Here is a 21,509-nt window from a genome sequence, read left to right as displayed (position 1 = left end):
TTATTTCTTGGTCAGTGGACCGCGGCGAACATGACGCGCTCCTCGGTCGCGTCCGACAGCATCATCTCCTCGACCACGCGGCCGCGCTTCACGACCAGGATGCGGTCGGAAACCGCAAGGATTTCCGGCAGATAGGAGGAGATGACGACGACGGCCATGCCCTGATCGGCAAGATCGCTGATGAGCTGGTGGATCTCGACGATGGCGCCGACATCGACACCGCGCGTCGGCTCGTCGAAGATCACCAGCTTGGGCTGCTGAATCAGCGATTTGGCGATCACGACCTTTTGCTGATTGCCGCCCGAAAGCTCGATCATCCTGGCGCGCTCGCTGATCTGCTTCAGCCTCAGACGCTCGCCCCATTGCTTGGCAAGCTCCCTAGCGCGCGTTAGGGACACGATCGACACCGGGTTGGATTTGTCGGTCAGTTCGCCGATCTGCAGGTTCTCGCCAGCCGTCATCGTCTCGAAGAAGCCGTCGAACTTGCGGTCCTCCGTCACATAGACGATGCCGTCGCGCACCGCCGGTCGCGGCACGCGATAACGCACCGACTTGCCGAGCAAGCGGATTTCGCCGCCGTGGAAGATGTTGCGCTTCAACAGGCCGGCAACGACCTTGGCCATCTCGGTGCGGCCGGCGCCGACCAGGCCGAACATGCCGGTGACCTGGCCCGAAAAGACGGAGAAGGACGAGTTGCGCACCAGGCCGGCGCAGGAGAGGTTCTCGACCGACAGCACCTTGTCGCCATAGGGGCGCGCGGTGCGCTTGACCTCGCCATGCAGCGTTTCGGTGAGCGTGCGGCCGACCATGGCCTGCACGATGGAGGCGCGGGTGAACCCCTTGGCCTCGCCCGAGGCCACAATCTCACCGTCGCGCATGACGGTGATGCGGTTGGCGACGGCGAGCGCCTCTTCGAGCGCGTGGGTGATGAAGATGACGGCGATGCCTTCCTTCACCAGCCGCTGCAGCAGGTTGAAGAAATGGCGCTTCTCTTCCGGGGTCAGCGTCGCAGTCGGCTCGTCGAAGATGATGACGCGCGCCTTGTGGTGGACGGCGCGGGCTATCTCCACCATCTGCTTGTGGGCGGCGCCCAGCGTGCTCACCTGCGCGGTCGGGTCGACCTGGAAACCCATGCCGGCGAGGAACTGGCGCGCCTGGATGTAGAGGCCGCGCAGCCGGTTGAACATCTTCTCCTCGCCGAGATAGAGGTTCTGAGCAACCGTCATGGCCGGCACCAAATTGGTCTCCTGGAACACCATGGCGATGCCGGCGCGCAGCGCTTCGGCGGGCGTGGCGAAAGACACCTCCTTGCCGTCGAAGAACAGCTTGCCCTCGGTCAGCTTGAACACGCCGGCCATGACCTTGGTCAGCGTCGATTTGCCAGCGCCGTTTTCGCCGAGCAGCGCGTGGATCTCACCCTTGCGCAGGTCGAAAGTGACGTTCTTGAAGGCGGGGATGCGCGAGAACGCCTTGGTCGCGTCCCTGAGCTCGATGATGTTATCCGACATCGCTTAACCCCGCTTGCCGCTGGCGGCCTCGGCCACGCGCACGATCCTCGACCCGCCGCGCGAGGCGACGAGCAGATCGTCGTCGACCTCGCAGGCGCTGATGGTGCCGTGCACCGTGCCGTCGGCCCGCGAATGGAAGCTCGACAGCGGCTTCATGTTCTGGTCGCAATGGACCACCAGCCCGTAGGACCTGGTGACCGCGTAAGGCTTCAGCACATTCATCTGCTTGAGCTGGCTGCCCTGCATCGGCTCGCGGTAGTCGCGCCACGAGCTGAGCGACGGCGCCATCCAGTAGGCTTCCGGGATCTCAACCAGCATGCGCTTGCGAAAAGTCTCCTCGCGCAGGATGAACTCCACCAGCTGGTTGCGCACGGAATAGAAGGTCAACCAGTAGCCGGCGTTGAAGGCGGGCGCGATGCGCGCCGGATAGGCCGGCAGGTGTTCCAGCACCGGCGCCGTCGCCTTGCCGGCGAGATCGATCGCCAGCACGCGATGGCGCCAGGCCTCGGTGACGTAGACGCGGTTTGACCCGGTCGTGGCGATGCCGGCCGGCCAGGCGAGGCCGTCGCGGATCAGCTCCAGCCGGCCGCTTTTCAGGTCGAGGCGCCAGACCGAGCCTGAAGCGTTCTTCTGCATCAGGTCGCGGCGCCAGGCGCTCGCCGGCAGCGTGGCCGAGCCGTTGGCGACCAGCAATGTGTTGCTGTCGAGGAAAGTCAGCGCGGTGACGCAGGACAGCCTGTGGGCCTCGTCGCCCGTCGCCTGCCGCCCGTCATGCAGGCCGCCGCGGATGACGACGCCCTTGCCGTCGATGGCCAGGGCGGTCATGCCGCGTGCATTGGCGAGCGCGGTGATCTCGCCCGGGAATTCCTGCAGGACCTCCGCCTTGCCGTCGGCGTCGAACCGCGTCAGCCGGTTCGCACTGCTCGCCAGCATGCCCTTTTCGGTCCGCACCAGATTGTCGGCCTCAGCGAGGCCTGCGAAGAGCTCCGCCTCCTCAAGGTCCTGGTTGGGCAGCAGCGGCCCGTCGAGCGTCGGAACGGTCACCGCCCAGTCGCCACGGCCAAGGAAGCGATCGAAAAACCGGCTCACGGCGCTCATGGCTTTTTGCCCCAGTAGGAATCCGAGCTGAACCAGTTGGGATCGGAGCCCTTCAGCGGCAGGGTTCCCATGCGGTTGTTGAAGATACCGCAGAGATAGAGGATGCCCTTGTGCTCGCGCATCGAAGTGATCATCGGATGTTTCTCGCCGGCCTGGTCCCAAAGGCTTTCCAGGATCTGGCCCTTCTCGTCGAAGCGCAGCACGCAGCCGGTGTTGAGGTTGGGCATCAGCCAGGCATCCTCGGACACGCGCCGCGCCATGCGGCGGCGGAAGCCGGGCATTTCCAGCGACAGGTCGAGCGCCGGCGTGCGCATGCCCATCAGCGCCAGCCAATAGGTGCCGTCGGAGGCGCGGTTGATGTTGTCGGGATAGCCGGGCAGTCCCTCGATGACCCGCTCCACCTTGCCCTTCTTCGGACCGTCGAAATAGTAGCGGCTGATGCGGCAGGCCCAGCTTTCCGCGAACAGCACCGACTGGCCGTCGAAGGCTGTGCAGATGCCATTGGGGAAGACCAGGTTCGACAACAGCGTGCGGGTCGAGCCGGACTTGGGGTCGTGGACGATGATGCGCCCGTTGCCGCGGCTCTCCAGCGCGTCCGCATACCAGTCGTGCATCTCGAAACGGACGGTGGCTTCGGAAAAGACGATGCGGCCGTCTGGGAGGATGTCGCAGTCGTCAGCAAGCTTCATGCTCGAGTCGTCGACGACCGATGTCAGCGAGCGGTTGGTCTCGGCGGTGAGCAGCTTCACCTCGCCCGCCGGCGAGACCTGGTAGAGGCCCATGCCGGCGACGCAGATGACAAGATTGTCGTCGCGGTCGAACGCCATGCCGAGCGGCGAGCCGCCTATATGGGCGAAGACTTCGCTCTCCGTGTAGTGCGGCGGCTGGAAGCGCAATATGTCGCCCTGCCGGCTGCCGGTATAGAGCCGGTCCTGGCGGTCGAAGATCACATCCTCGGCGCCGTCGAGGAAGCCGAGGCCGATGACGCCGACATCCTTCAGCCGGTCGTTCACAGCCATCGGCGCGCCGGGCGCGGTCGAGATCGCCTGCGGCATCTTGGCGAAGGTCGGCGAGATATAGACGCTGCGCAGGATCTTGTGGCGGTTCTTCACCCAGCGCACATCGAGCATGACCGAGAGCAGCAGCACGAGGCCGAGGATCAGGTAGTTGACCGGGCCGGGCACGGCGAGCGCGAGCAGGCTGTTCGACAGGACGAGCACGAAGAGCGTGCCCATCAGCGCCTTGGCGACCGAGCCGCGTCCGCCACCGAGCGAGATGCCGCCGAGCACGGTCGCGGTCAGCACCTGCAGCTCGAGCCCGGTGCCGATATCGGACGCGGCACTGCCGATGCGAGCCGAGAAGAAGAAGCCGGAGAGCGCCACCAGAACCGAGCAGAGCACATAGGCGCTGAACAGGGTGAAACGCACATTGATGCCGGCATTGTAGGCGGAGCGGCGCGCGCCGCCGACCGCGAACAGCCGCCAGCCATAGCGGGCGCGCGACAGCACCAGGTGGATCACGATGGCAATGACCACGAAGACCGCGAAGGAGGTCGGCACGCCCCAGATCGTGCCGAAGCCGAGAAAATCATAGGCCGGCGAATCCGGGCCGCTGGTGACGATCGCCGTCGAGACATGCGGGAAGACGATGTCGAAGGTGGATCGGTAGATGATGAGCGTGACCAGCGTGGTCAGGAACGCCCGCATGCGCAGGAAGCCGACCAGGAAGCCGTTGATGGCGCCGCAGACGACGCCGAGGCCGAGGCACGCCAGCAGGCCGGTCCCAAAACTCCACTGCTGGACATTCATGCCGTAGAGCGTGACCAGCACGGCGAGTGCGAAGGTCGAGCCGACCGAGAGATCGATGCCGCCGGACACCATAACGATGGTCATGCCGAGCACGACAAGACCGAGTTCGGCGGTCTGGCCGCTGAGATTGGTCAGCGTCGTCACGTCGAAGAAGCCCGGCACGATCGCGCCGAAGATCGCGCACAGGATCACCAGCGCGGTGAAGGGAATGACGCTGTCGATCCATTTCTTGGTCAGGATCTCCCCGACCACATGGTCGGGGAGCAGACGGTAGCGCCAGCGCACAAGGCTTTCGGCCATGCTCATCGGAAAGTCCGTTTACTTGATGTCTTCGGGCTTCCAGCAGTTCCGGCCGGTCGCGTTGGTCTTGTCGACGCGGGTGATCGGGCCGAAGAAGATGGTCTTCTCGCTGCCCGCCTTCCGATCCGGGTGCTGCAGCAACTCGGAGATCTGCTGCGCCGCGATCTCGCCCTGGATCGGGGCATTGAAGTTGAAGATCACGTCGAGCAGCCCGTTCTTGATGCTCTCGCAGCCGGTGGCGGCACCCGCGCCATTGGTGACGATGGTGACCTGATCCTGCTTGCCCGCAGCCGCTACCGCCGCGCCCGCGCCGACTTCGGCATTGTCCCAGATGCCCATGATGCCGCAGAGATCGGGATGCTGCTGCAGCACCGTCTCGGTGATTTGGCGGGCCTTTTCGCTGATGTAGTCGGCCGGCTGGTCGGAGACGAGCTGCAGCTCTGGATTGGCCTTCAGCACCTCGTCGATGCCGGTACGCATATAGATGTTGGCGGCGCCCGTCTGGACGCCGGCGAGCCACACCACCTTGTGCGAAACGGCGTTCGGCCCGGTGCACTGCTTGGCCAGCTCGCCCATCTCCAGGCGGCCCATCTCGATCCAGTCATTGCCGACATAGGAGTCGGTCTGGGTCGCCGACTGCATGTTGACCTGCAGCACCTTGATGCCGGCGGCCTGCGCCTGCTTCAAAAGGCGCGCATAGGTCTGCACGTCCGGGTTCTGCACGATGATCAGGTCGGGCTTCTCGGCGATGGCGCCCTGCATGGCGCGGATGCCGGCATTGGTGTCGCCGTTCGGATCGCGCACCTCGAGCGTGAAGCCATAGCGGGCGGCGTGACGCTGCCACACCATCACCCAGGCCTGGTTGAGGTCCATGCCCTGCGAGATCGGCACGAAGATGACCTTCTTGCCCTTGACGCCGTCGAGATAGGCAGCCCGGCCGACCTGATCGGTTTCCTGCGCGCTTGCGACCTGCGCGACGCCTAGCAGCGCGAGCGCGGCCATGCCCGCCAACAGGCATTTCTTGAATAGTTTCATAGGTTTCCTCCCTGATTTGATGGTTCGAGTTCTTGTTTCAGAGGTCGCCGCTCTGCGAGGTCTGCTCGTCGCGCGGATTGATGATGGCGTCGATGGCAAGGGCGCCGAGCAGGATCACGCTCTTGATCAAATTCTGGCTGGTGTAGGAGAAGTTGAGGATCGTCATGCCGTTGGTCAGGATGCCGACCAGGATGGTGCCGGCGATCACGTTACGCACACCGCCCTGCCCGCCCGACAGGCCGATGCCGCCCAGCACGACCACCAGCAGCACGTCGTAGATCAGACTCGAATTGTAGAGGCGCGTGTCGATACCGGTGACGAGACCGGTCATGATGATGCCGGCGGTGAACGCGATGAGCGCGCTGATGACATATTGCGTCACGATGATCGGGCGTGTCGGCAGGCCGGTGGTGCGGGCCGCGTTCGGATTGTCGCCGGTTGCGTAGACCAGCCGGCCAAAGCGCGTCTTCCTCAGAAAGAGACCCATGAGAGCCGCCACCGCGCCGAAGATGACGACGGACATCGGTATGCCGAGCACGCTGCCATTGCCGACGAATTTCAGCCAGGCGATATCCGGCGGCGCATAGAGGACGTCCGAGGCGAAGACGATGCGCCCCGAGCCGTAGACCGACGAGGCGATGGCCAAAGTGGCGAAGATCGGCGGCACCTCCGCGATCGCCACCATGACGCCGGTGAACAGGCCGATGGCCGCGACCAGGATAGCACCGCAGATCACCGCAAGCGTAAAATCGATGCCCCAGGTGGAAATCCAGATGCTGAAGGCGACGCCGACGACCATGACCGCCACCATGGTGAGGTCGATGCCGCGGCCGACGACGACGAAGCCCATGCCGACGGCCAGCGTGCCGAGGATCGACACGTTCTTAAGGATGGCGATGATATTGCCCTGGCTCAGGAAATTGTTGAGCGTCGCCGAGAAGACGAGGAACAGCACGACCGAGATCGCGACGACGACGACTTCCTGCGACGCCTTGAAGCCAAGGCGCCTGTCGTCCGATTTGCCCGAACCAGGCATTTTCCTCCTCCCAGGCAGCCTATGATTGGCGCCTTCCTCAGGCGGCCAGCTGAACCGGAATCCTCCCAAGGCTCCGAGCCGTTCGCCTGTATGGGACAATTACGACTGGAGCGTCGGCGGACAATTTCGTTTTTCTGATACGCTGTGCAGTTTGCCCTCGAGGTCTCAGGTCCGCGGCGGCTCGCCGCCATAGGCGCGCGCGATAAGGGCCCTGATCGGTTCCCGCTCCAGCGCCCGCGGGTTCCAGTAGGGATTGGCCAGCGCACGGTCCGTCGCGATATCGATCCCCTCGGACGGCATGCCGATCTCGGACAGCGCGCGTTTTGCGCCGATCCGACCGGCGAGGTCGTAGAGCGCCATGGCAGGATCATCCGTCTTCAGCACGGCCCGCAGGGTTTGCATGACGGCCGGAACGGCAGGGGCGTTGTAGGCCACCGCATGCGGCAGCACGATCGTATGGGTCTGCGCATGCGGCAGATCGAAACTGCCGCCCAGCGTATGGCAAAGCTTGTGGTGCAGCGCCATGCCGACCGAGCCGAGACAGATGCCGCAGAGCCAGGCGCCGTAAAGCGCCTCGGAGCGCGCATCGCGGTCATGCGGCTTCCCGGCAATGACCGGCAGGGCGCTCACCAACCTGCCGATGGCCTCTGTGGCCATCAGATTTATCACCGGGTTGCTTTCCCTGGCATAGAGCGCCTCGACCGCATGGGCGATGGCGTTCATGCCGCTTGTTCCCGACAAAGAAGCGGGAAGCGTCATCGTCAGGTCGACGTCGTAGATCACCACTTCCGGCAGCACCTTCGGGCTCGATTGGGTGACCTTCACGCCATCTTTCGTCTCACCGAGGATCGGCGTCATTTCCGAGCCGGCATAGGTCGTCGGCATCACGATCTGCGGCAGGTCGGTGCGCAAGGCGATCGCCTTGGCGAGACCCGTCGTGGAGCCGCCGCCGATGGCGACCAGCCCGTCGGCCTTGAGTTCCGCCGCGACTCGCAGCGCTTCCTCGGTGACCGACACCGGCGTATGCATCGTCGCTTTGGCATAGACGCCGGCTGCCCTGTCGCTGAGGAACTCGGCATGGCGCCGGGCATCTGCCTCCCGCGGCGGCGTGGCCAGGACCAGCACACGTTTCAGCCCTAGACGGTCGATCTCCTCCGGGAGCCTTGCGATCGTGCCTGATCCGAAGATGACGCGTGCCGGCTGGGCGTTGTAGACGAAGCTTTTCATGTGAGCCTCTCCCGTCAGCCGCGACTGTATGCCGTGGCACGAAAGTTAGCGACGAAGAGGCGCGCGCGTAAGTGCGCTGGCCGACGAAATCTGGCGGCCAGGGATCTATTTGCCACCAGAAGCTGGCAGCAGCCGATTGCGCCGCGCCATCGGCGCGACCGACGATCGCGTTAGGCGATCCTCTGCTCGAACTGCATCACGCTCGCGCTCTTGCGCAGTCCCGTCGCGACGACCGACACCCGGAACTTCCCGGCCAGGGACTGGTCGAAGATGGCGCCGACGATGATGTCGGCATCGGCGTCGACCTCCTCGCGTATCCTCGTCGCCGCCTCATCGACCTCGAACAGCGTCATGTCCATGCCGCCGCTGATCGACACCAGCAGCCCCCTGGCGCCCGTCATCGAGGCTTCGTCGAGGAGTGGGTTGGCGATCGCCGCCTCGGCCGCCGTCCTTGCGCGCCCCTCTCCGGAGGCCTCGCCGGTTCCCATCATTGCCGGGCCCATGTCCCGCATCACCGACTTCACGTCGGCGAAATCGAGATTGATCAGGCCTTCCTTGACGATGAGGTCCGTGATGCAGCCGACACCGGCGTAGAGGACACGGTCCGCCATGGCGAAAGCGTCGGCGAAGGTGGTCCTGGCGTCGGCGACCCGAAACAGGTTCTGGTTCGGGATGACGATTACGGTGTCGGCGCTTTCTCGCAGGCGTTCTATGCCTTCCTCGGCCGCCTGGCCCCGGCGCTTGCCTTCAAACGTGAAAGGCTTGGTGACGACGGCCACCGTCAAAATGCCGGCGTCGCGCGCGGCGCGCGCAATCACGGGCGCGGCACCCGTCCCCGTGCCACCACCCATGCCGGCGGTGATGAAGCACATATGCGTTCCCGCCAGATGATCCATGATCTCGTCGATGGATTCCTCGGCGGCCGCACTGCCGACCTGGGGCAAGGACCCGGCGCCCAGGCCCTCGGTCACATGCGCGCCCAATTGGATCAGCCGCGACGACTTCGACATGGTGAGCGCCTGGGCGTCGGTGTTGGCGACGACGAACTCGACGCCCTGCAGACCTTCGGCGATCATGTTGTTGACGGCGTTGCCGCCGGCGCCGCCGACCCCGACGACGGTGATCTTGGGTCTCATCTCCAGGATTTCCGGCTTGGCGGTCATTTTTTCATCTTTCTACCGAAAGCGCCCGCTGCTCCGCCGCACGACGATGCGGAACCCGGAGCAACGAGCACACGAATCAGGTGATCCCCACCAAGCGCAGGGAATCAGAGCGGGCGCCTCCCTGCAAGTCCGCCGAGCATATGCAAGCGCAATGCCCCTGCGTTTGAACAGAAAGGTTCCGGGTGCCCGAGTGCTCCTAGGCGACGCCGTTGCAAGAAGTTCTATTGCGTCACCGAGGTCGAGGTGCCCCAGGTGTCCGACAGCACATAGCCTTGCGGATAGGGATCTGTCGGATCGAGATAGTAGTTGTGCTCGCCGGTGATCCAGGCACGGCCGGAGATCTCGGGAACGATCGCCTTGCGTCCGGCGATTTCGGTCAGGTCGACAATTCTGCCGGTGAAGCGCGAGCCGATGATCGATTCATGGATCAACACCTCCCCTTCCTTCATCAGGCCGCGCGCCTGCAGCACGGCCATGCGGGCCGAGGTGCCGGTTCCGGTGGGGCTGCGGTCGGAACGGCCTGGCGAGACGATGCAGGTGTTGCGCGTGACCTTGCCCGGCCCCTGGAACGGCATCGCGAACTGCACGATCGAGACACCGCGCACATTGTCGAATTCAGGATGCACCACATCGAGCTGCTCGCGCGCGGCACGCCGGACCTTCTCGCCGGCCACGGCAATCTCCCGGGCCTCGTCGGGCGTGACCGAGAAGCCGAGCGCGGGCGCGTCGACAATTGCGTAGAACATCCCGCCATAGGCGATATCGACCTTCAGAGTTCCCAACCCTTCGACCTCGATATTCGCGTCGAGGCGTTCGGCGAAGGCGGGGGCGTTGCGGAAGGTGATCGACAGGCACTTGCCGTCGCGGCATTCGGCTCTGACCTCGATGACGCCGCCCGGCATATCGAGCTTGAAGCGCGTCTCCGGCTCCTGCATCGGCACCATGCCGGTCTCGAGCAGCACTGTGGCGACGCAGATCGTGTTGGAGCCGGACATCGGCGGGTACTCCGTCGGCTCCATGATGATGGCCCCCGCGGCGCAATCCTCGCGTGTCGAGGGCACCAGGAGATTGACATGCCGGGCGACGCTGCCGCGCGGCTCGCAGATTAGCATGCGCCTGATATGATCGTGATCGCGCTCCATCGCGATCATCTTTTCCATCATCGTGCGGCCCGCCGGCGGCAGCACGCCGCCGACGATGACGTCGCCGATCTCACCCTCGGCATGACAGCCGACGACGCGGATGCTGGCTTTGGTACGCATGGTCACTCCCTGTGGCGCGACTATCCGCTTGGCAAGCGGTTCTTTGCGGGACAAACTGGCCAATGTGCGTGCCAGCCTCAAGGAGAATCCGAAATGACCGCCAATGTTTTTTCCGGCTGCATGCCGGCGCTGATGACGCCCTGCACCGATGACCGGCTTCCCGACTTCGACGCCCTTGTGCACAAGGGACGCGAATTGATCGCTGCCGGCATGTCCGCGGTCGTCTATTGCGGCTCCATGGGCGACTGGCCGCTGCTGAGCGACGAGCAGCGCATGCAGGGCGTCGAGCGCCTGGTGAAGGCCGGCGTGCCGGTGATCGTCGGTACCGGCGCCGTCAACACGGCCAGCGCCGTGGCCCACGCCGCGCATGCCCAGAAGGTCGGCGCGCGGGGCCTGATGGTGATCCCGCGCGTTTTGTCGCGCGGTCCGTCGGTCACCGCGCAGCGCCATCATTTCAAGGCGATCCTCTCAGCCGCCCCCGACCTGCCGGCTGTCATCTACAACAGCCCCTATTACGGCTTCGCCACGCGCGCCGATCTGTTCTTCGCGCTGCGCGCCGAGCATCCGAACCTTGTCGGCTTCAAGGAATTCGGCGGCCCGTCTGATCTGCGCTACGCGGCGGAAAACATCACCAGCCGCGACGACGAGGTTGCGCTGATGATCGGCGTCGACACCGCCGTCTTCCACGGTTTCGTCAATTGCGGAGCCTCCGGCGCGATCACCGGCATCGGCAACGTGCTGCCCAAGGAAGTGCTGCATCTGGCGGGCCTCAGCCAGGCCGCGGCGAAGGGCGACGCCGAGGCGCGCCGGCTGGCGCAGGAACTGGACGCCGCGCTCGCCGTGCTGTCCTCCTTCGACGAGGGGCCGGACCTGGTGCTGTATTTCAAGCATATGATGGTGCTGAAGGGTAACCCTGAATACAGGCTGCACTTCAACGAGACCGACGCTCTGACCGACAGCCAGCGCGGCTTTGCCGAGGCACAGCTCAAGCTCTTCGACACCTGGTACGCCCAGTGGTCGAGGCAGCCCGCAATGACACGTTACGCGGCCTGAGCGGATCCCAGTCAGCGCGGCTCGCCTTTCACCAGATGAAAGGTCGCTGTGGGCGGGTCCACCACGCGTTGCGAAAGCTATGTTTTTGTTCGATCGGCCGGCAGGAGCACCTCTCCTGCGCGCCGAAGCATTGTTTCCTTTGCTTTATGGCGTTGAAAATGGCGCAGGAGGGGCGGAACGTTTCAAACGCCACGCCGGCTTTCGAAAGTTTATCTTTCCTTTTTGCTGGTTTTCTTGGTTTCGCGGCGCTGGCCTGCGCCGCAGACTGAAATCCAGGCAAACGGGAAGCCGCAAATGGGAAAACCCAAGTGACGACAGCCTTCATCACCGGAGCGACGAGCGGCATAGGACGCGCGATCGCGATCGCGCTGAGCGATGCCGGCTACGAGGTCTACGCGGTCGGCCGCAGCAAGGCGGCGCTGAAAGAGCTGCAGGCCGAGCGTCCTGGCATCGTGCCGATTGCCGTCGACGTCACCGACCGCGAGGCGCTGGAATCGGTGCTGGCGGATCTCACCATCGATGTGCTGATCAACAATGCCGGTATCATGCCGCCGCTCGGCAATTTCGCCGACATGAAGATCGCCGACATCGACGCAACGCTGGAGGTGAACCTCAGCGCCGCGATCCTGCTCACCCGCCTCGTCGTGCCGCAGATGCGCGAGCGGCAGTCGGGCCATATCCTGTTCACCGGCTCCGTCGCCGGCCACGCGGCATTTTCCAACATCGCCGTCTACGCAGCCACCAAGGCGGCGATTTCCGGCTTTGCCGGCGCGCTGCGCGCCGACCTCTCCCCCTCCGGCATACGCGTCACCGAGATCGTCGCCGGCCGCGTCGAGACGCAGCTCTACCAGGACATCCTCGACGCGAAGGCGCGCGCCGCCATGTACGCCAGCAAGGTGGTGCAGCCCGATGACGTGGCCAGAATGGTCGTTGCCGTGCTCGCGCTGCCGGCATGGGCCGACGTCACCCGTTTCGACATCATGCCGACATGGCCGACCTCGCCGAGCGGCACCAAGTAAGGGATAGTGGAATGAAGGATCTGTCCGTTCTGATCGTTGGCGGCGGCGCCGGCCTCGGCGCCCTCCTGGCCAAGATGGCTGTCGAGGCCGGGGCGGCAAAGATCGGCATCATCGATATCAACCAGGAAGCGGCGGAGAGCGCGCTCGAGCCGGCAAGGGCCAAGGGCCTCCCGACAGCGGCTGCCGCATGCGACATCCAGGTGGGCCCGCAATGCCACGCCGCCTTCGATGCCATCGCGGCCGAGCTCGGGCGCATCGACACGCTGATCAACTGCGCCGCGATTTATCCGCGCCGCCCGCTGCTCGAGATCACCGACGCTGATTGGGACGCCTCCAACGGCATCAACATCAAAGGCACCTACCACATGATGGTGGCGGCCGTTCGCCACATGCAGGCGCAAGAGCCGAAAGCCCAGGTGCGCGGCCGCATCGTCAATCTGACCTCGGTCGATGCCTTCAAGGCGCATCCGCAGAACGCCCATTATGCAGCGACCAAGGCGGCCGTCGTCAGCCTCACGCGGTCCTTCGCGCATCACATCGCGAAGGACGGCATCCTGGTGAACTCCGTCGCGCCCGCCGGCATGGCCACGGAGAAGGCCAAAGCGCTCGGCTTCCTCGAGGAACTGGCCAAGGCAAGCCCGCTCGGGCGCGGCGCCGAGCCGACGGAAATCGCCGAATGGGTGCTGATGACCGGAGGTCCGAAGAACACCTATATGACCGGCGAAAACGTCATTGTTTCAGGTGGTTACATCTACGCCTAGAATCATTTCGGCAGCCAGCGGCTGTTGAGGTTCGGCAGTGCATGATCAACGGGGTTTCAAACGGAAGGAGGCGGACTTACGATGAGCGGCAAGCTTCGCCTTCCTTCGCTCAATGCGCTTCGCGTCTTCCACGCCGTCGCGCAGCACAAGAGCTTTAGGCAGGCGGCCGACGAGCTTCTGGTCACGCCGCAGGCCGTCGGCCAGCAGATCAAGCTGCTGGAAGACACGCTGCAGGTGACGCTGTTCGAGCGTAAGGGCCGCTCGATCGAACTGACCGAGTCGGCGATCCTTCTTTCGCATTACGTGAAGGCCGGCTTCGACGAATTTTCCGAAGGCGTTCGCCGCGTCACTAAGTCGAACCACCGGGACCGCATCAACCTCAACGCCAGTCCCTATTTCGCCACGCACTACCTGCTGCCGAGGCTGTCGCTGTTCCGCGAGATCCTGCCTGGCGCCGACCTGCGCCTGACGACGATGGTCGACCTGCCAGACTTCGGTCGCGACGACATCGACATGACGGTGCAGTGGGGCTATGGCAACTGGCCGGACTATGATGTGACGCTCCTGGTGCCGGACCCGAAGATCATCTGCTGCACGCCGGCGATCGGCGAGAAGATCAAGTCGCCGCAGGATCTGACGAAGTTCACGTTGCTCGACACGGTCAAGTCGAAGCGACTCTGGCCGGACATATTGCGGCACCTGGGCGTGGAGCTGACCGACGGCGACCGCAGCGTCAGCTTCGACGATGCGGCGACGATGCGCCGGGCGACCCTGCAAGGCATCGGTGTCGGCCTGGTCTCCGTGATCGACGCCGAGGAGGATTTCCTCTCCGGCGCCCTGGTCGCGCCGATCGGCCGCGACGCCATTGCCGATATGCGGCCGGAGGAAGTCCCTGGCTTCTACCTTATGGTCCCGCGCGGGCATTTACGCGTCAAGGCGGTGGCCGCGCTTCATCGATGGCTGGCCCAGCAAGACTGGCGAAGCGACCTCAAGATTTCCTTGCCGAAACCGACTCCGCTTTCGGACTGACAAGTGCGGCGAGACAAGCGTTCCGGCCTGGGAGACAGTAAAGAAGAACTTTCGAATGAGCCGCATTTCTTGATTTCGCGCTTGCCCGCTGGAGTGCAGGTATAAGCTGAAAGGCAAGCCCGGTTCGCTTGCCGCTAAGTGCGTGACGCTGCATTCTCTTCCCTGAAGGCCATGGCATGACCTCCCGAGCAGACGACATCCGCCTTGGCGCGGACATTGGCGGCACCTTCACCGACATCGCGCTCGATGTCAGGGGAGAGATGTTTTCAACCAAGGTGCTGACCAATTATGCCGCGCCAGAGCAGGCGATCCTCGACGGCATCGACGCGGTCATCCGCGATGCCGGCATTTCGGCGGCCGAGATCGGCATCATCATCCACGGCACGACGCTCGCCACCAACGCGCTGATCGAGCGGCGCGGGGCGAAAACCGCGCTGGTCACGACCGAAGGTTTTCGCGATGTCATCGAGATGCGCACGGAAAACCGCTTCGAGCAGTATGATCTCAACCTGCAGCTGCCGCCGCCACTGATCCCGCGCGAGGACCGTTTTACCGTCAAGGGCCGCATCGGCGCCGAGGGGCAGGAGCTGCAGCCGCTCGACGAAGCCGCTCTCGAAGTGATCGCCGATCGGATAGCGGCGGGCAACTTCGGCTCGGTGGCGATCGGTTTCATCCATGCTTACGCCAATCCTGACCACGAGCGCCGGGCGCGCGAAATCCTCTTGCGAAAACTCAGCATCCCGATCTCGATCAGCGCCGAGGTCTCGCCGCAGATGCGCGAGTTCGAGCGTTTCAACACGGTCTCAGCCAACGCCTATGTGCGGCCGCAGATGGCCGACTATCTCGCCCGCCTGCAGACACGCCTGAAGGACATGGGCGCCGAGTGCCCCGTCTTCATGATCCATTCGGGCGGCGGCCTGATCTCGGTGGAGACCGCTTCGGAATTCCCGGTTCGGCTGGTCGAGTCCGGCCCGGCGGGTGGTGCGATTTTCGCCGCCGACATCGCCCGTCGCTTCGGCCTGGAAAAGGTCGTCTCCTACGACATGGGCGGCACCACCGCAAAAATCTGCCTGATCGAGGATTTTGCGCCGCGCACGGCGCGGACCTTCGAGGTGGCGCGCACCTATCGCTTCTCGAAAGGCTCGGGCATGCCGATCTCCATCCCGGTGATCGAGATGATCGAGATCGGCGCCGGCGGCGGCTCGATCGCCCGGGTCGACGCCATGGGCCGCATCCAGACCGGGCCGGAAAGCGCCGGCTCGGAACCCGGCCCTGCCTGCTACGGCCGCGGCGGCAAACGCCCCGCGATCACCGACGCCGACTTGGTGCTCGGCAAGCTCGACCCCGACAATTTCGCCGGCGGCGCGATCAAGCTCGACACGTCAGCGTCCGAGCAGGCCATCATGCGCGATATCGGCGAGCGCCTGTCGCTGGATGCCTTGGCGATCGCCTTCGGCATCTGCGAGGTCGTGGACGAGAACATGGCGAACGCCGCCCGCGTCCATGCCGTCGAGAACGGCAAGAACATTTCCGACAATCTGATGATCGCCTTCGGCGGCGCGGCCCCGCTTCACGCGGCGAGGCTCTGCGAAAAACTCGGCATCGACCAGTGCATCGTGCCGCGCGGCGCCGGCGTAGGGTCCGCGATCGGTTTCCTGAAAGCGCCGTTCGGCTACGAGGCGCTGGCGTCCAAGCTGACGCGCCTGTCGCGCTTCAAGCCGGCCGAGGTCAACGCCCTGCTCGCCGACCTCAAGGCCTCCGCAGAGGGGTTTGTGCGCAGCGGCGCCAGCGGCAGGATCGTCTGCGAGATCACCGCCTTCATGCGCTATGCTGGCCAGGGCTGGGAAATCCCCGTGCCGTTGGCCGACGAACCATTCGGCGAGGATGCAGTCGCCAAGCTCAAGGATCTGTTCGAGACCAGCTATCAGCGCTTCTTCGGCCGGGCCATCGAAGGGCTCGACGGGCTGGAGATCGAGATTGTCACCTGGTCGGTCAAGGCGACGGACGTTCGTCCGGCCGTGACACGGCATGAACTCACCACCGGCAGGAAGAAGAGCGAACCGACAACGACCCGGGTCGTGTTCGATCCGGCGACCGGCGCGCCACAGACCTATGGCATCGTCGAGCGCGACACGCTCTGCGTCGGCGACCGCGTGGCGGGGCCCGCCGTCATCGTCGAGCGCGAGACATCGACCGTCGTCACCACCAGCTTTGACGCCGTCATCCAAAGCGACGGAGCGATCCTCCTGACCCGCAAAGGCAGCCAGGCATGAGCGATATTGGCGCAATCCGCATGCAGGTGATGTGGAACCGGTTGATCTCGGTGGTCGAGGAGCAGGCGCTGACCTTGCTGCGCACCGCCTTCTCCACCTCTGTGCGCGAAGCCGGCGACCTGTCAGCGGGCGTGTTCGACCCGCGCGGTCAGATGCTGGCGCAGGCGGTCACCGGCACGCCCGGCCACGTCAACACCATGGCCGAGGCCGTGCTGCATTTCATGCACGCGATCCCGCGCGATCAGATGTTCGAGGGCGACACCTATGTCACCAACGACCCATGGCTCGGCACGGGCCACCTGCATGACATCACCATGGTGTCGCCGTCCTTCCTGAACGGCGAGCTCGTCGCCTTCTTCGCCTGCACGGCGCATGTCGTCGATGTCGGCGGCCGCGGCTTCGGCGCCGACGGCAAGTCGGTGTACGAGGAAGGCATCCAGATCCCGATCATGAAGTTCGCGGAAAAGGGCAAGGTCAACCTCGATCTCGTCCGCATCCTGCGCGCCAATGTCCGCGAGCCGAACCAGGTCGTCGGCGATTTCTATTCGCTCGCAGCCTGCAACGAGGTCGGTCACCGCCGCCTCGTCGACATGATGAAGGAGACCGGCCTCGCCTCGCTCGACGGTCTCGGCGACTTCATCTTCTCGCGCACCCGCGACGCCATGCTCGAACGCATCGAGGCGCTGCCCAAGGGAAGCTGGTCGAACGAGCTGGTGACCGACGGCTATGACGCGCCGGTGAAGCTGGCGGCCACGGTCTCGGTCCGCGACGACCATGTCGAGGTCGATTTCACCGGCAGCGATCCGATGAGCCGCTGGGGCATCAACTGCCCGATCATATACAGCAAGGCCTATGCCTGCTACGCGCTGAAATGCGTGGTCGCTCCGGATATTCCGAACAATGCCGCCTCGCTCGCCTTCTTCACCGTGTCGTCGCCCATTAACATCATGAACGCGGTGCGGCCCGCGCCGGTGGCGCTCAGGCACATTTTCGGCCACATGGTTCCCGATCTCGTGCTGGGCGCGTTCTCCAAGGCGTTGCCCGGGAAAATCCTCGCCGAAGGCGCCGGGGCGCTCTGGAACATCCATATCTCGGCGCGGCCTGTCGCCGGCGCGTCCGGCCGCCGCGCCGAAGTGCTGATGTTCAACTCCGGCGGCATGGGCGCCCGCCCCGACCTCGACGGCCTGTCGGCGACGGCCTTCCCGTCCGGCGTGCACACAATGCCGATTGAGGCGACCGAGCATACCGGTCCGATCGTCATCTGGCGCAAGGAACTGCGGCCGGACTCCGGCGGCGACGGCGAATTCCGCGGCGGTCTCGGACAGGTCATCGAGATCGAGGCGACCGAAGGCCACGAATTCGATTTCTCGGCGATGTTCGACCGCGTCAACCATCCGGCGCACGGCCGCGAGGGCGGCAAGCAGGGCGTCGCCGGGGTGGTCAGGCTCGATGACGGCACCAAGATGCGCCCGAAAGGCTGGCAGCACGTGCCGGCCGGGCGACGGCTGATCCTGGAACTGCCGGGCGGCGGCGGCTATGGCGATCCGGCCAGGCGCAGCGTGGCCGCGCGGGCCAATGACCGTTCCAAGGGTTACATTACGGAGAACGACCGATGAGCTATGTTGCCTCGCGCCTGTCGACCGAGGCGATCGCGCGGATCAAAGCCGCCGTCGCGCAAGTGGAGTAAACGATGCCGCATTATGAACGTATCCTGATCACCGGCGCCGCCGGCCGGCTCGGCTCGCAGTTGCGCAAGGGGCTGGTGCCGCTCGCCAAGACGATCCGCCTGGCGGGCCGCGAGCCCTTCGGCGATCTTGCGCGCCACGAAGAGGAAGCTGTCTTCGACCTCGCCGACATGGAAGCCACAATCGCGGCGACCAAGGATTGCGACGCGATCGTGCATTTCGGCGGCGCGCCGCTCGAATGCGAATGGGAGACCATCCTCGATTCCAGCATCCGCGGCTCCTACCACATCTATGAGGGCGCCCGGAAACATGGGGTGAAGCGCGTCATCTACGCCTCCTCGGTGCATGCGATCGGCTATCACGAGATCGAGGCGCATATCGGCGTCGACGCGCCGGTGCGGCCGGACAGCCTCTATGGCGTTTCGAAGAATTTCGTCGAGAGCCTCAGCCGGCTCTATTGGGACAAGTTCGGCATCGAGACCGTATGCCTGCGCATCTTCTCGTCCTTTCCCGAACCAGCCGATCGCCGCATGCTGTGGTCTTATCTCTCTTTCGCCGACTGCGTGCGCCTGGTCGAGGCTTCGCTGACGGCGCCGCGCGTCGGCCACACCATCTCCTTCGGCATATCCGACAACAAGCTGAAGATGGTCGACAACAGCGGCGCCGGCCATCTCGGCTTCATCCCGCAGGACAGCGCCGAGCCGTACCGCGCCGCCGTCGAGGCGAAGACGCCTATTCCCGATCCGAAGAGACCCTCGGTGAAATATCTCGGCGGCTGGTTCTGCGAGCTTGGCCACCCGGACGACAAGGCGGCAGAATAGCGCGGCACTCAGCCAGCGGGAGGCAGGCTGTCCCGGATGAAGCGATGCCAGGCGCCGCCGAGCACAAGGGATGCTCCCGTCTCGTCGAAGCCCGCAGCGAGTAGACCCTGCGAAAGCCCGCGGAAATCGAGGTTCGATCCGAACCAGGACGGCTGAGCCGGGAAGCTTGCAGCGGCTTGGACCTCGCGGGTCCAGCGGCCCTCGCGCATCCAGCGCAGGACGCTGTCGGGCTGGTCCTGGCAGAGATCCGAGCCGATGCCGAGATGCTCCGCTCCCATGATTTCAGCCGCTTCCCTGGCCATCCTGCCAAATTGGTCGAGTGTCGTGTCCGAGCCCTTCGGAAGATGCAGCGGGTAAAGCGAGAGGCCGAGCAGCCCTTCCCTTTCGCGCAATGCCTGCAAAACGTGCTTGGACACATTGCGATTGCTGTCGCGCAGCCAGCGCGGGTTGGCGTGGCTGATGACCACCGGGCGTCGAGAGAGGGCGATGGTTTCGAGCGCCGTCCGCTCGCCCGCATGCGACAGATCGATGATCATGCCGAGCCGGTTCATCTCGGCGATCGCCTCGCGCCCCATCCGCGTCACGCCGCTGTCTTCCTTCTCCATCCAGCCGCAGCCGAGCAGCGACTGGTTGTTGTAGGTGAGCTGCATGAAACGGATGCCTAGATCGAAGAGCATTTCGATCAGGCCGATGTCGTCCTCGATCGGCATCGGGTTTTGCAGCCCGAGGAAAATAGCCGTCCGGTTCGAGGCCCACGCCCGCTCGATGTCGCCGGCATCGCGAGCCAAGAGGATCAGATCCTCATTGTCGCGGAAGCGGGTGCGCCAATCCACCAGATGGCGCACCGTCTCGCGAAAACCTTCGTGATAGCCGACCGTGGCATGGACCGCGCTCATCCCGCCCCGGCGCATCTCCTGGAAAATTTCGCGCGACCAGTTGCAGTATTGCAGCCCATCGATGAGCACGTGCGGCGCGTCGCTGGTCATTCGGCCGCGCCCGCGTGGATGTAGGACGTCTTGACCTGCGTGTAGAACTCGACCGCCGAACGTCCCTGCTCGCGCGGACCATAGCTCGAGGCGCGAACGCCGCCGAACGGCACGTGATAATCGGTGCCGGCGGTGGCCAGGTTGACCATGACGCAGCCCGAGCGCGAGGCATGGCGGAACTTTGTCGCGCGCGCCAGGGAGCGCGTGGCGATCCCCGCTGTCAGCCCATAGGGCGTATCGTTGGCAAGGAAGATCGCCTCGTCGAAATCGTCGGCCGGAATGACGCAGGTGATCGGCGCGAACATCTCCTCCTGGTTGATGCGCATGCGCGAGCGCCCGTTGAGGAACACGGCCGGCGCCATGTAGTGCCCGTTATGTGCCAGGTCGAGCGCTTCGCCGCCGGTCGCAAGCTCGGCGCCCTCGCTGATGCCGAGCGTCACATAATCGAGATTGGCCGAGAGCTGCTCTGCGCTCACCACCGGTCCCATCTGGACGCCGGCCTCCAGCGCGTGGCCGACCTTCAGCGCCCTGGTTTTCGCCAGCAGCTTCTCGACGAAGGCGTCATGGATTGGCTGGTGGACGATCAGGCGCGACGAGGCCGTGCATTTCTGACCCGTCCCGCCGAAGGCGCCGTTCACGGCCAGTTCGGCGGCGCGATCGAGGTCGGCATCGTCCATGACAACGAACGGATTCTTCGATCCCATTTCGAGCTGCAGCTTCACGAAGCGTGCCGCCGCCAGCGCCGCGATGCCGGAGCCGACAGCGCCCGAACCGGTGAAGCTCAGCCCCTGGATGTCGGCATTGGCGGCAAGCTCGCGGCCGATCGTCGAACCCGACCCCATCGTCAGGTTGAACAGGCCTTTCGGGATCGCCTGCCGGCTGATGATCTCGGTCAGCGCGCAGGCGCTGGCCGGGGTAATGCTGGCCGGTTTCCAGACCACCGCATTGCCGAAGGCCAACGCCGGCGCGATCTTCCAGGACGCGGTGGCGACAGGGAAATTCCAAGGGGAAATGATCGCGACGACGCCGAGCGGCCCGCGCTCGATCAGCACATCCACGCCGGCCCGGACCGAGTCGGCGGAGGCGCCGAGATTACGCAAGGCCTCGGCGGCGAAATAGGTGAAGAACTGCCCGGCGCGATAGACCTCGCCGACACCCTCGGGAAGGGTCTTGCCTTCCTCGCGCGAAAGCAGTTCGCCAAGCTCCTTCGAGCGCGCCATCAACTCGCGCCCGATTGCGTCGAGAACGGCGGCCCGCGCCTCCAGCCCCGCCGCTGCCCACTCCCGTTGCGCGCTTTGCGCCGCCGCCACCGCGTCATGGATGTCGGACGGCCGCGCCTGGGCAAAGCGCCCGACGATGTCGGTCACATCCGATGGATTGATATCTTCGACCCAGTCGGCGCCGTCGCGCCATTCGCCTGCTACAAAGTTCCGACCGTTCAGCAT

At 64.9% G+C, this 21,509-nt stretch carries 18 protein-coding genes; 7 read left to right on the top strand and 11 right to left on the bottom strand.

Going from position 1 to position 21,509, the window contains the following annotated elements; all coding sequences use genetic code 11:
• Window positions 1-11: 11 nt before the first annotated feature.
• The 8 genes from EJ069_RS02495 to EJ069_RS02460 all read right to left on the bottom strand — a co-directional run bounded on the left by EJ069_RS02495 (window position 12) and on the right by EJ069_RS02460 (window position 10,437).
• Window positions 12-1,508 carry a sugar ABC transporter ATP-binding protein gene (locus EJ069_RS02495; RefSeq protein ID WP_126059923.1) on the bottom strand — a complete coding sequence of 499 codons (1,497 nt, stop codon included), beginning with the start codon at window positions 1,506-1,508 and terminating at the stop codon, window positions 12-14.
• 3 nt (window positions 1,509-1,511) lie between these two features.
• A complete protein-coding gene (locus EJ069_RS02490) occupies window positions 1,512-2,606 on the bottom strand; it encodes an SMP-30/gluconolactonase/LRE family protein (RefSeq protein ID WP_126059922.1) in 1,095 nt (364 codons plus the stop codon).
• Complete coding sequence (locus EJ069_RS02485) at window positions 2,603-4,720, bottom strand: SMP-30/gluconolactonase/LRE family protein (protein ID WP_126059921.1); 2,118 nt, start codon at window positions 4,718-4,720, stop codon at window positions 2,603-2,605. The genes EJ069_RS02490 and EJ069_RS02485 overlap by 4 nt, the downstream gene beginning before the upstream one ends.
• Window positions 4,721-4,732: 12 nt before the next feature.
• A complete protein-coding gene (locus tag EJ069_RS02480) occupies window positions 4,733-5,749 on the bottom strand; it encodes a sugar ABC transporter substrate-binding protein (RefSeq protein ID WP_126059920.1) in 1,017 nt (338 codons plus the stop codon).
• A 37-nt stretch (window positions 5,750-5,786) separates the two neighbouring features.
• Window positions 5,787-6,785: an ABC transporter permease gene (locus EJ069_RS02475; RefSeq protein WP_126059919.1), complete on the bottom strand. Its 999-nt coding sequence runs from the start codon at window positions 6,783-6,785 to the stop codon at window positions 5,787-5,789.
• Between the two features lie 165 nt (window positions 6,786-6,950).
• Entirely contained in the window at window positions 6,951-8,012 is a 1,062-nt protein-coding gene (locus tag EJ069_RS02470) for a maleylacetate reductase (protein ID WP_126059918.1), read from the bottom strand.
• A 170-nt stretch (window positions 8,013-8,182) separates the two neighbouring features.
• Complete coding sequence (gene ftsZ / locus EJ069_RS02465) at window positions 8,183-9,175, bottom strand: cell division protein FtsZ (RefSeq protein ID WP_126059917.1); 993 nt, start codon at window positions 9,173-9,175, stop codon at window positions 8,183-8,185.
• A 221-nt stretch (window positions 9,176-9,396) separates the two neighbouring features.
• Window positions 9,397-10,437 (bottom strand): proline racemase family protein, encoded by a 1,041-nt coding sequence (locus tag EJ069_RS02460; protein WP_126059916.1) that lies wholly within the window; start codon window positions 10,435-10,437, stop codon window positions 9,397-9,399.
• A gap of 93 nt (window positions 10,438-10,530) precedes the next feature.
• On the opposite strand from EJ069_RS02460, the gene EJ069_RS02455 reads away from it, so the two are divergent.
• A complete protein-coding gene (locus EJ069_RS02455; RefSeq protein ID WP_126059915.1) occupies window positions 10,531-11,490 on the top strand; it encodes a dihydrodipicolinate synthase family protein in 960 nt (319 codons plus the stop codon).
• Between the two features lie 28 nt (window positions 11,491-11,518).
• Here the strand turns inward: EJ069_RS02455 and EJ069_RS32635 are convergent, their stop codons facing one another.
• Complete coding sequence (locus EJ069_RS32635) at window positions 11,519-11,815, bottom strand: hypothetical protein (RefSeq protein WP_189476140.1); 297 nt, start codon at window positions 11,813-11,815, stop codon at window positions 11,519-11,521.
• Between EJ069_RS32635 and EJ069_RS02445 the strand changes: the two genes are divergently transcribed.
• The 6 genes from EJ069_RS02445 (at window position 11,799) to EJ069_RS02420 (ending at window position 19,078) form a co-directional block, all read left to right on the top strand.
• Window positions 11,799-12,509: an SDR family oxidoreductase gene (locus tag EJ069_RS02445; RefSeq protein ID WP_126059913.1), complete on the top strand. Its 711-nt coding sequence runs from the start codon at window positions 11,799-11,801 to the stop codon at window positions 12,507-12,509. The two genes, EJ069_RS32635 and EJ069_RS02445, sit on opposite strands and share 17 nt — an antisense overlap.
• Before the next feature lie 11 nt (window positions 12,510-12,520).
• Window positions 12,521-13,270, top strand: coding sequence for an SDR family oxidoreductase (locus EJ069_RS02440; protein WP_126059912.1), 750 nt, complete (start codon window positions 12,521-12,523; stop codon window positions 13,268-13,270).
• 81 nt (window positions 13,271-13,351) lie between these two features.
• Entirely contained in the window at window positions 13,352-14,299 is a 948-nt protein-coding gene (locus EJ069_RS02435) for a LysR substrate-binding domain-containing protein (protein ID WP_126059911.1), read from the top strand.
• Between the two features lie 176 nt (window positions 14,300-14,475).
• Entirely contained in the window at window positions 14,476-16,572 is a 2,097-nt protein-coding gene (locus EJ069_RS02430) for a hydantoinase/oxoprolinase family protein (RefSeq protein WP_126059910.1), read from the top strand.
• Window positions 16,569-18,188, top strand: a complete 1,620-nt coding sequence (locus tag EJ069_RS02425; RefSeq protein ID WP_126059909.1) for a hydantoinase B/oxoprolinase family protein — start codon at window positions 16,569-16,571, stop codon at window positions 18,186-18,188. The genes EJ069_RS02430 and EJ069_RS02425 overlap by 4 nt, the downstream gene beginning before the upstream one ends.
• Window positions 18,189-18,262: 74 nt before the next feature.
• Window positions 18,263-19,078, top strand: a complete 816-nt coding sequence (locus EJ069_RS02420; RefSeq protein WP_126059908.1) for an NAD(P)-dependent oxidoreductase — start codon at window positions 18,263-18,265, stop codon at window positions 19,076-19,078.
• 8 nt (window positions 19,079-19,086) lie between these two features.
• Here the strand turns inward: EJ069_RS02420 and EJ069_RS02415 are convergent, their stop codons facing one another.
• Both EJ069_RS02415 and EJ069_RS02410 read right to left on the bottom strand, forming a co-directional pair.
• Window positions 19,087-20,064: a membrane dipeptidase gene (locus EJ069_RS02415; protein ID WP_126059907.1), complete on the bottom strand. Its 978-nt coding sequence runs from the start codon at window positions 20,062-20,064 to the stop codon at window positions 19,087-19,089.
• On the bottom strand, window positions 20,061-21,509 hold the full coding sequence (locus EJ069_RS02410; protein ID WP_126059906.1) for an aldehyde dehydrogenase family protein: 1,449 nt from the start codon (window positions 21,507-21,509) through the stop codon (window positions 20,061-20,063). Before EJ069_RS02410 ends, EJ069_RS02415 begins: the two co-directional genes overlap by 4 nt.

The organism is Mesorhizobium sp. M2A.F.Ca.ET.043.05.1.1 (assembly GCF_003952445.1).
Taxonomy (GTDB): Bacteria; Pseudomonadota; Alphaproteobacteria; order Rhizobiales; family Rhizobiaceae; genus Mesorhizobium.
The sequence above is the reverse complement of the archived record's forward strand: the minus strand, read 5'-3'. Positions and strand labels throughout refer to the sequence as shown.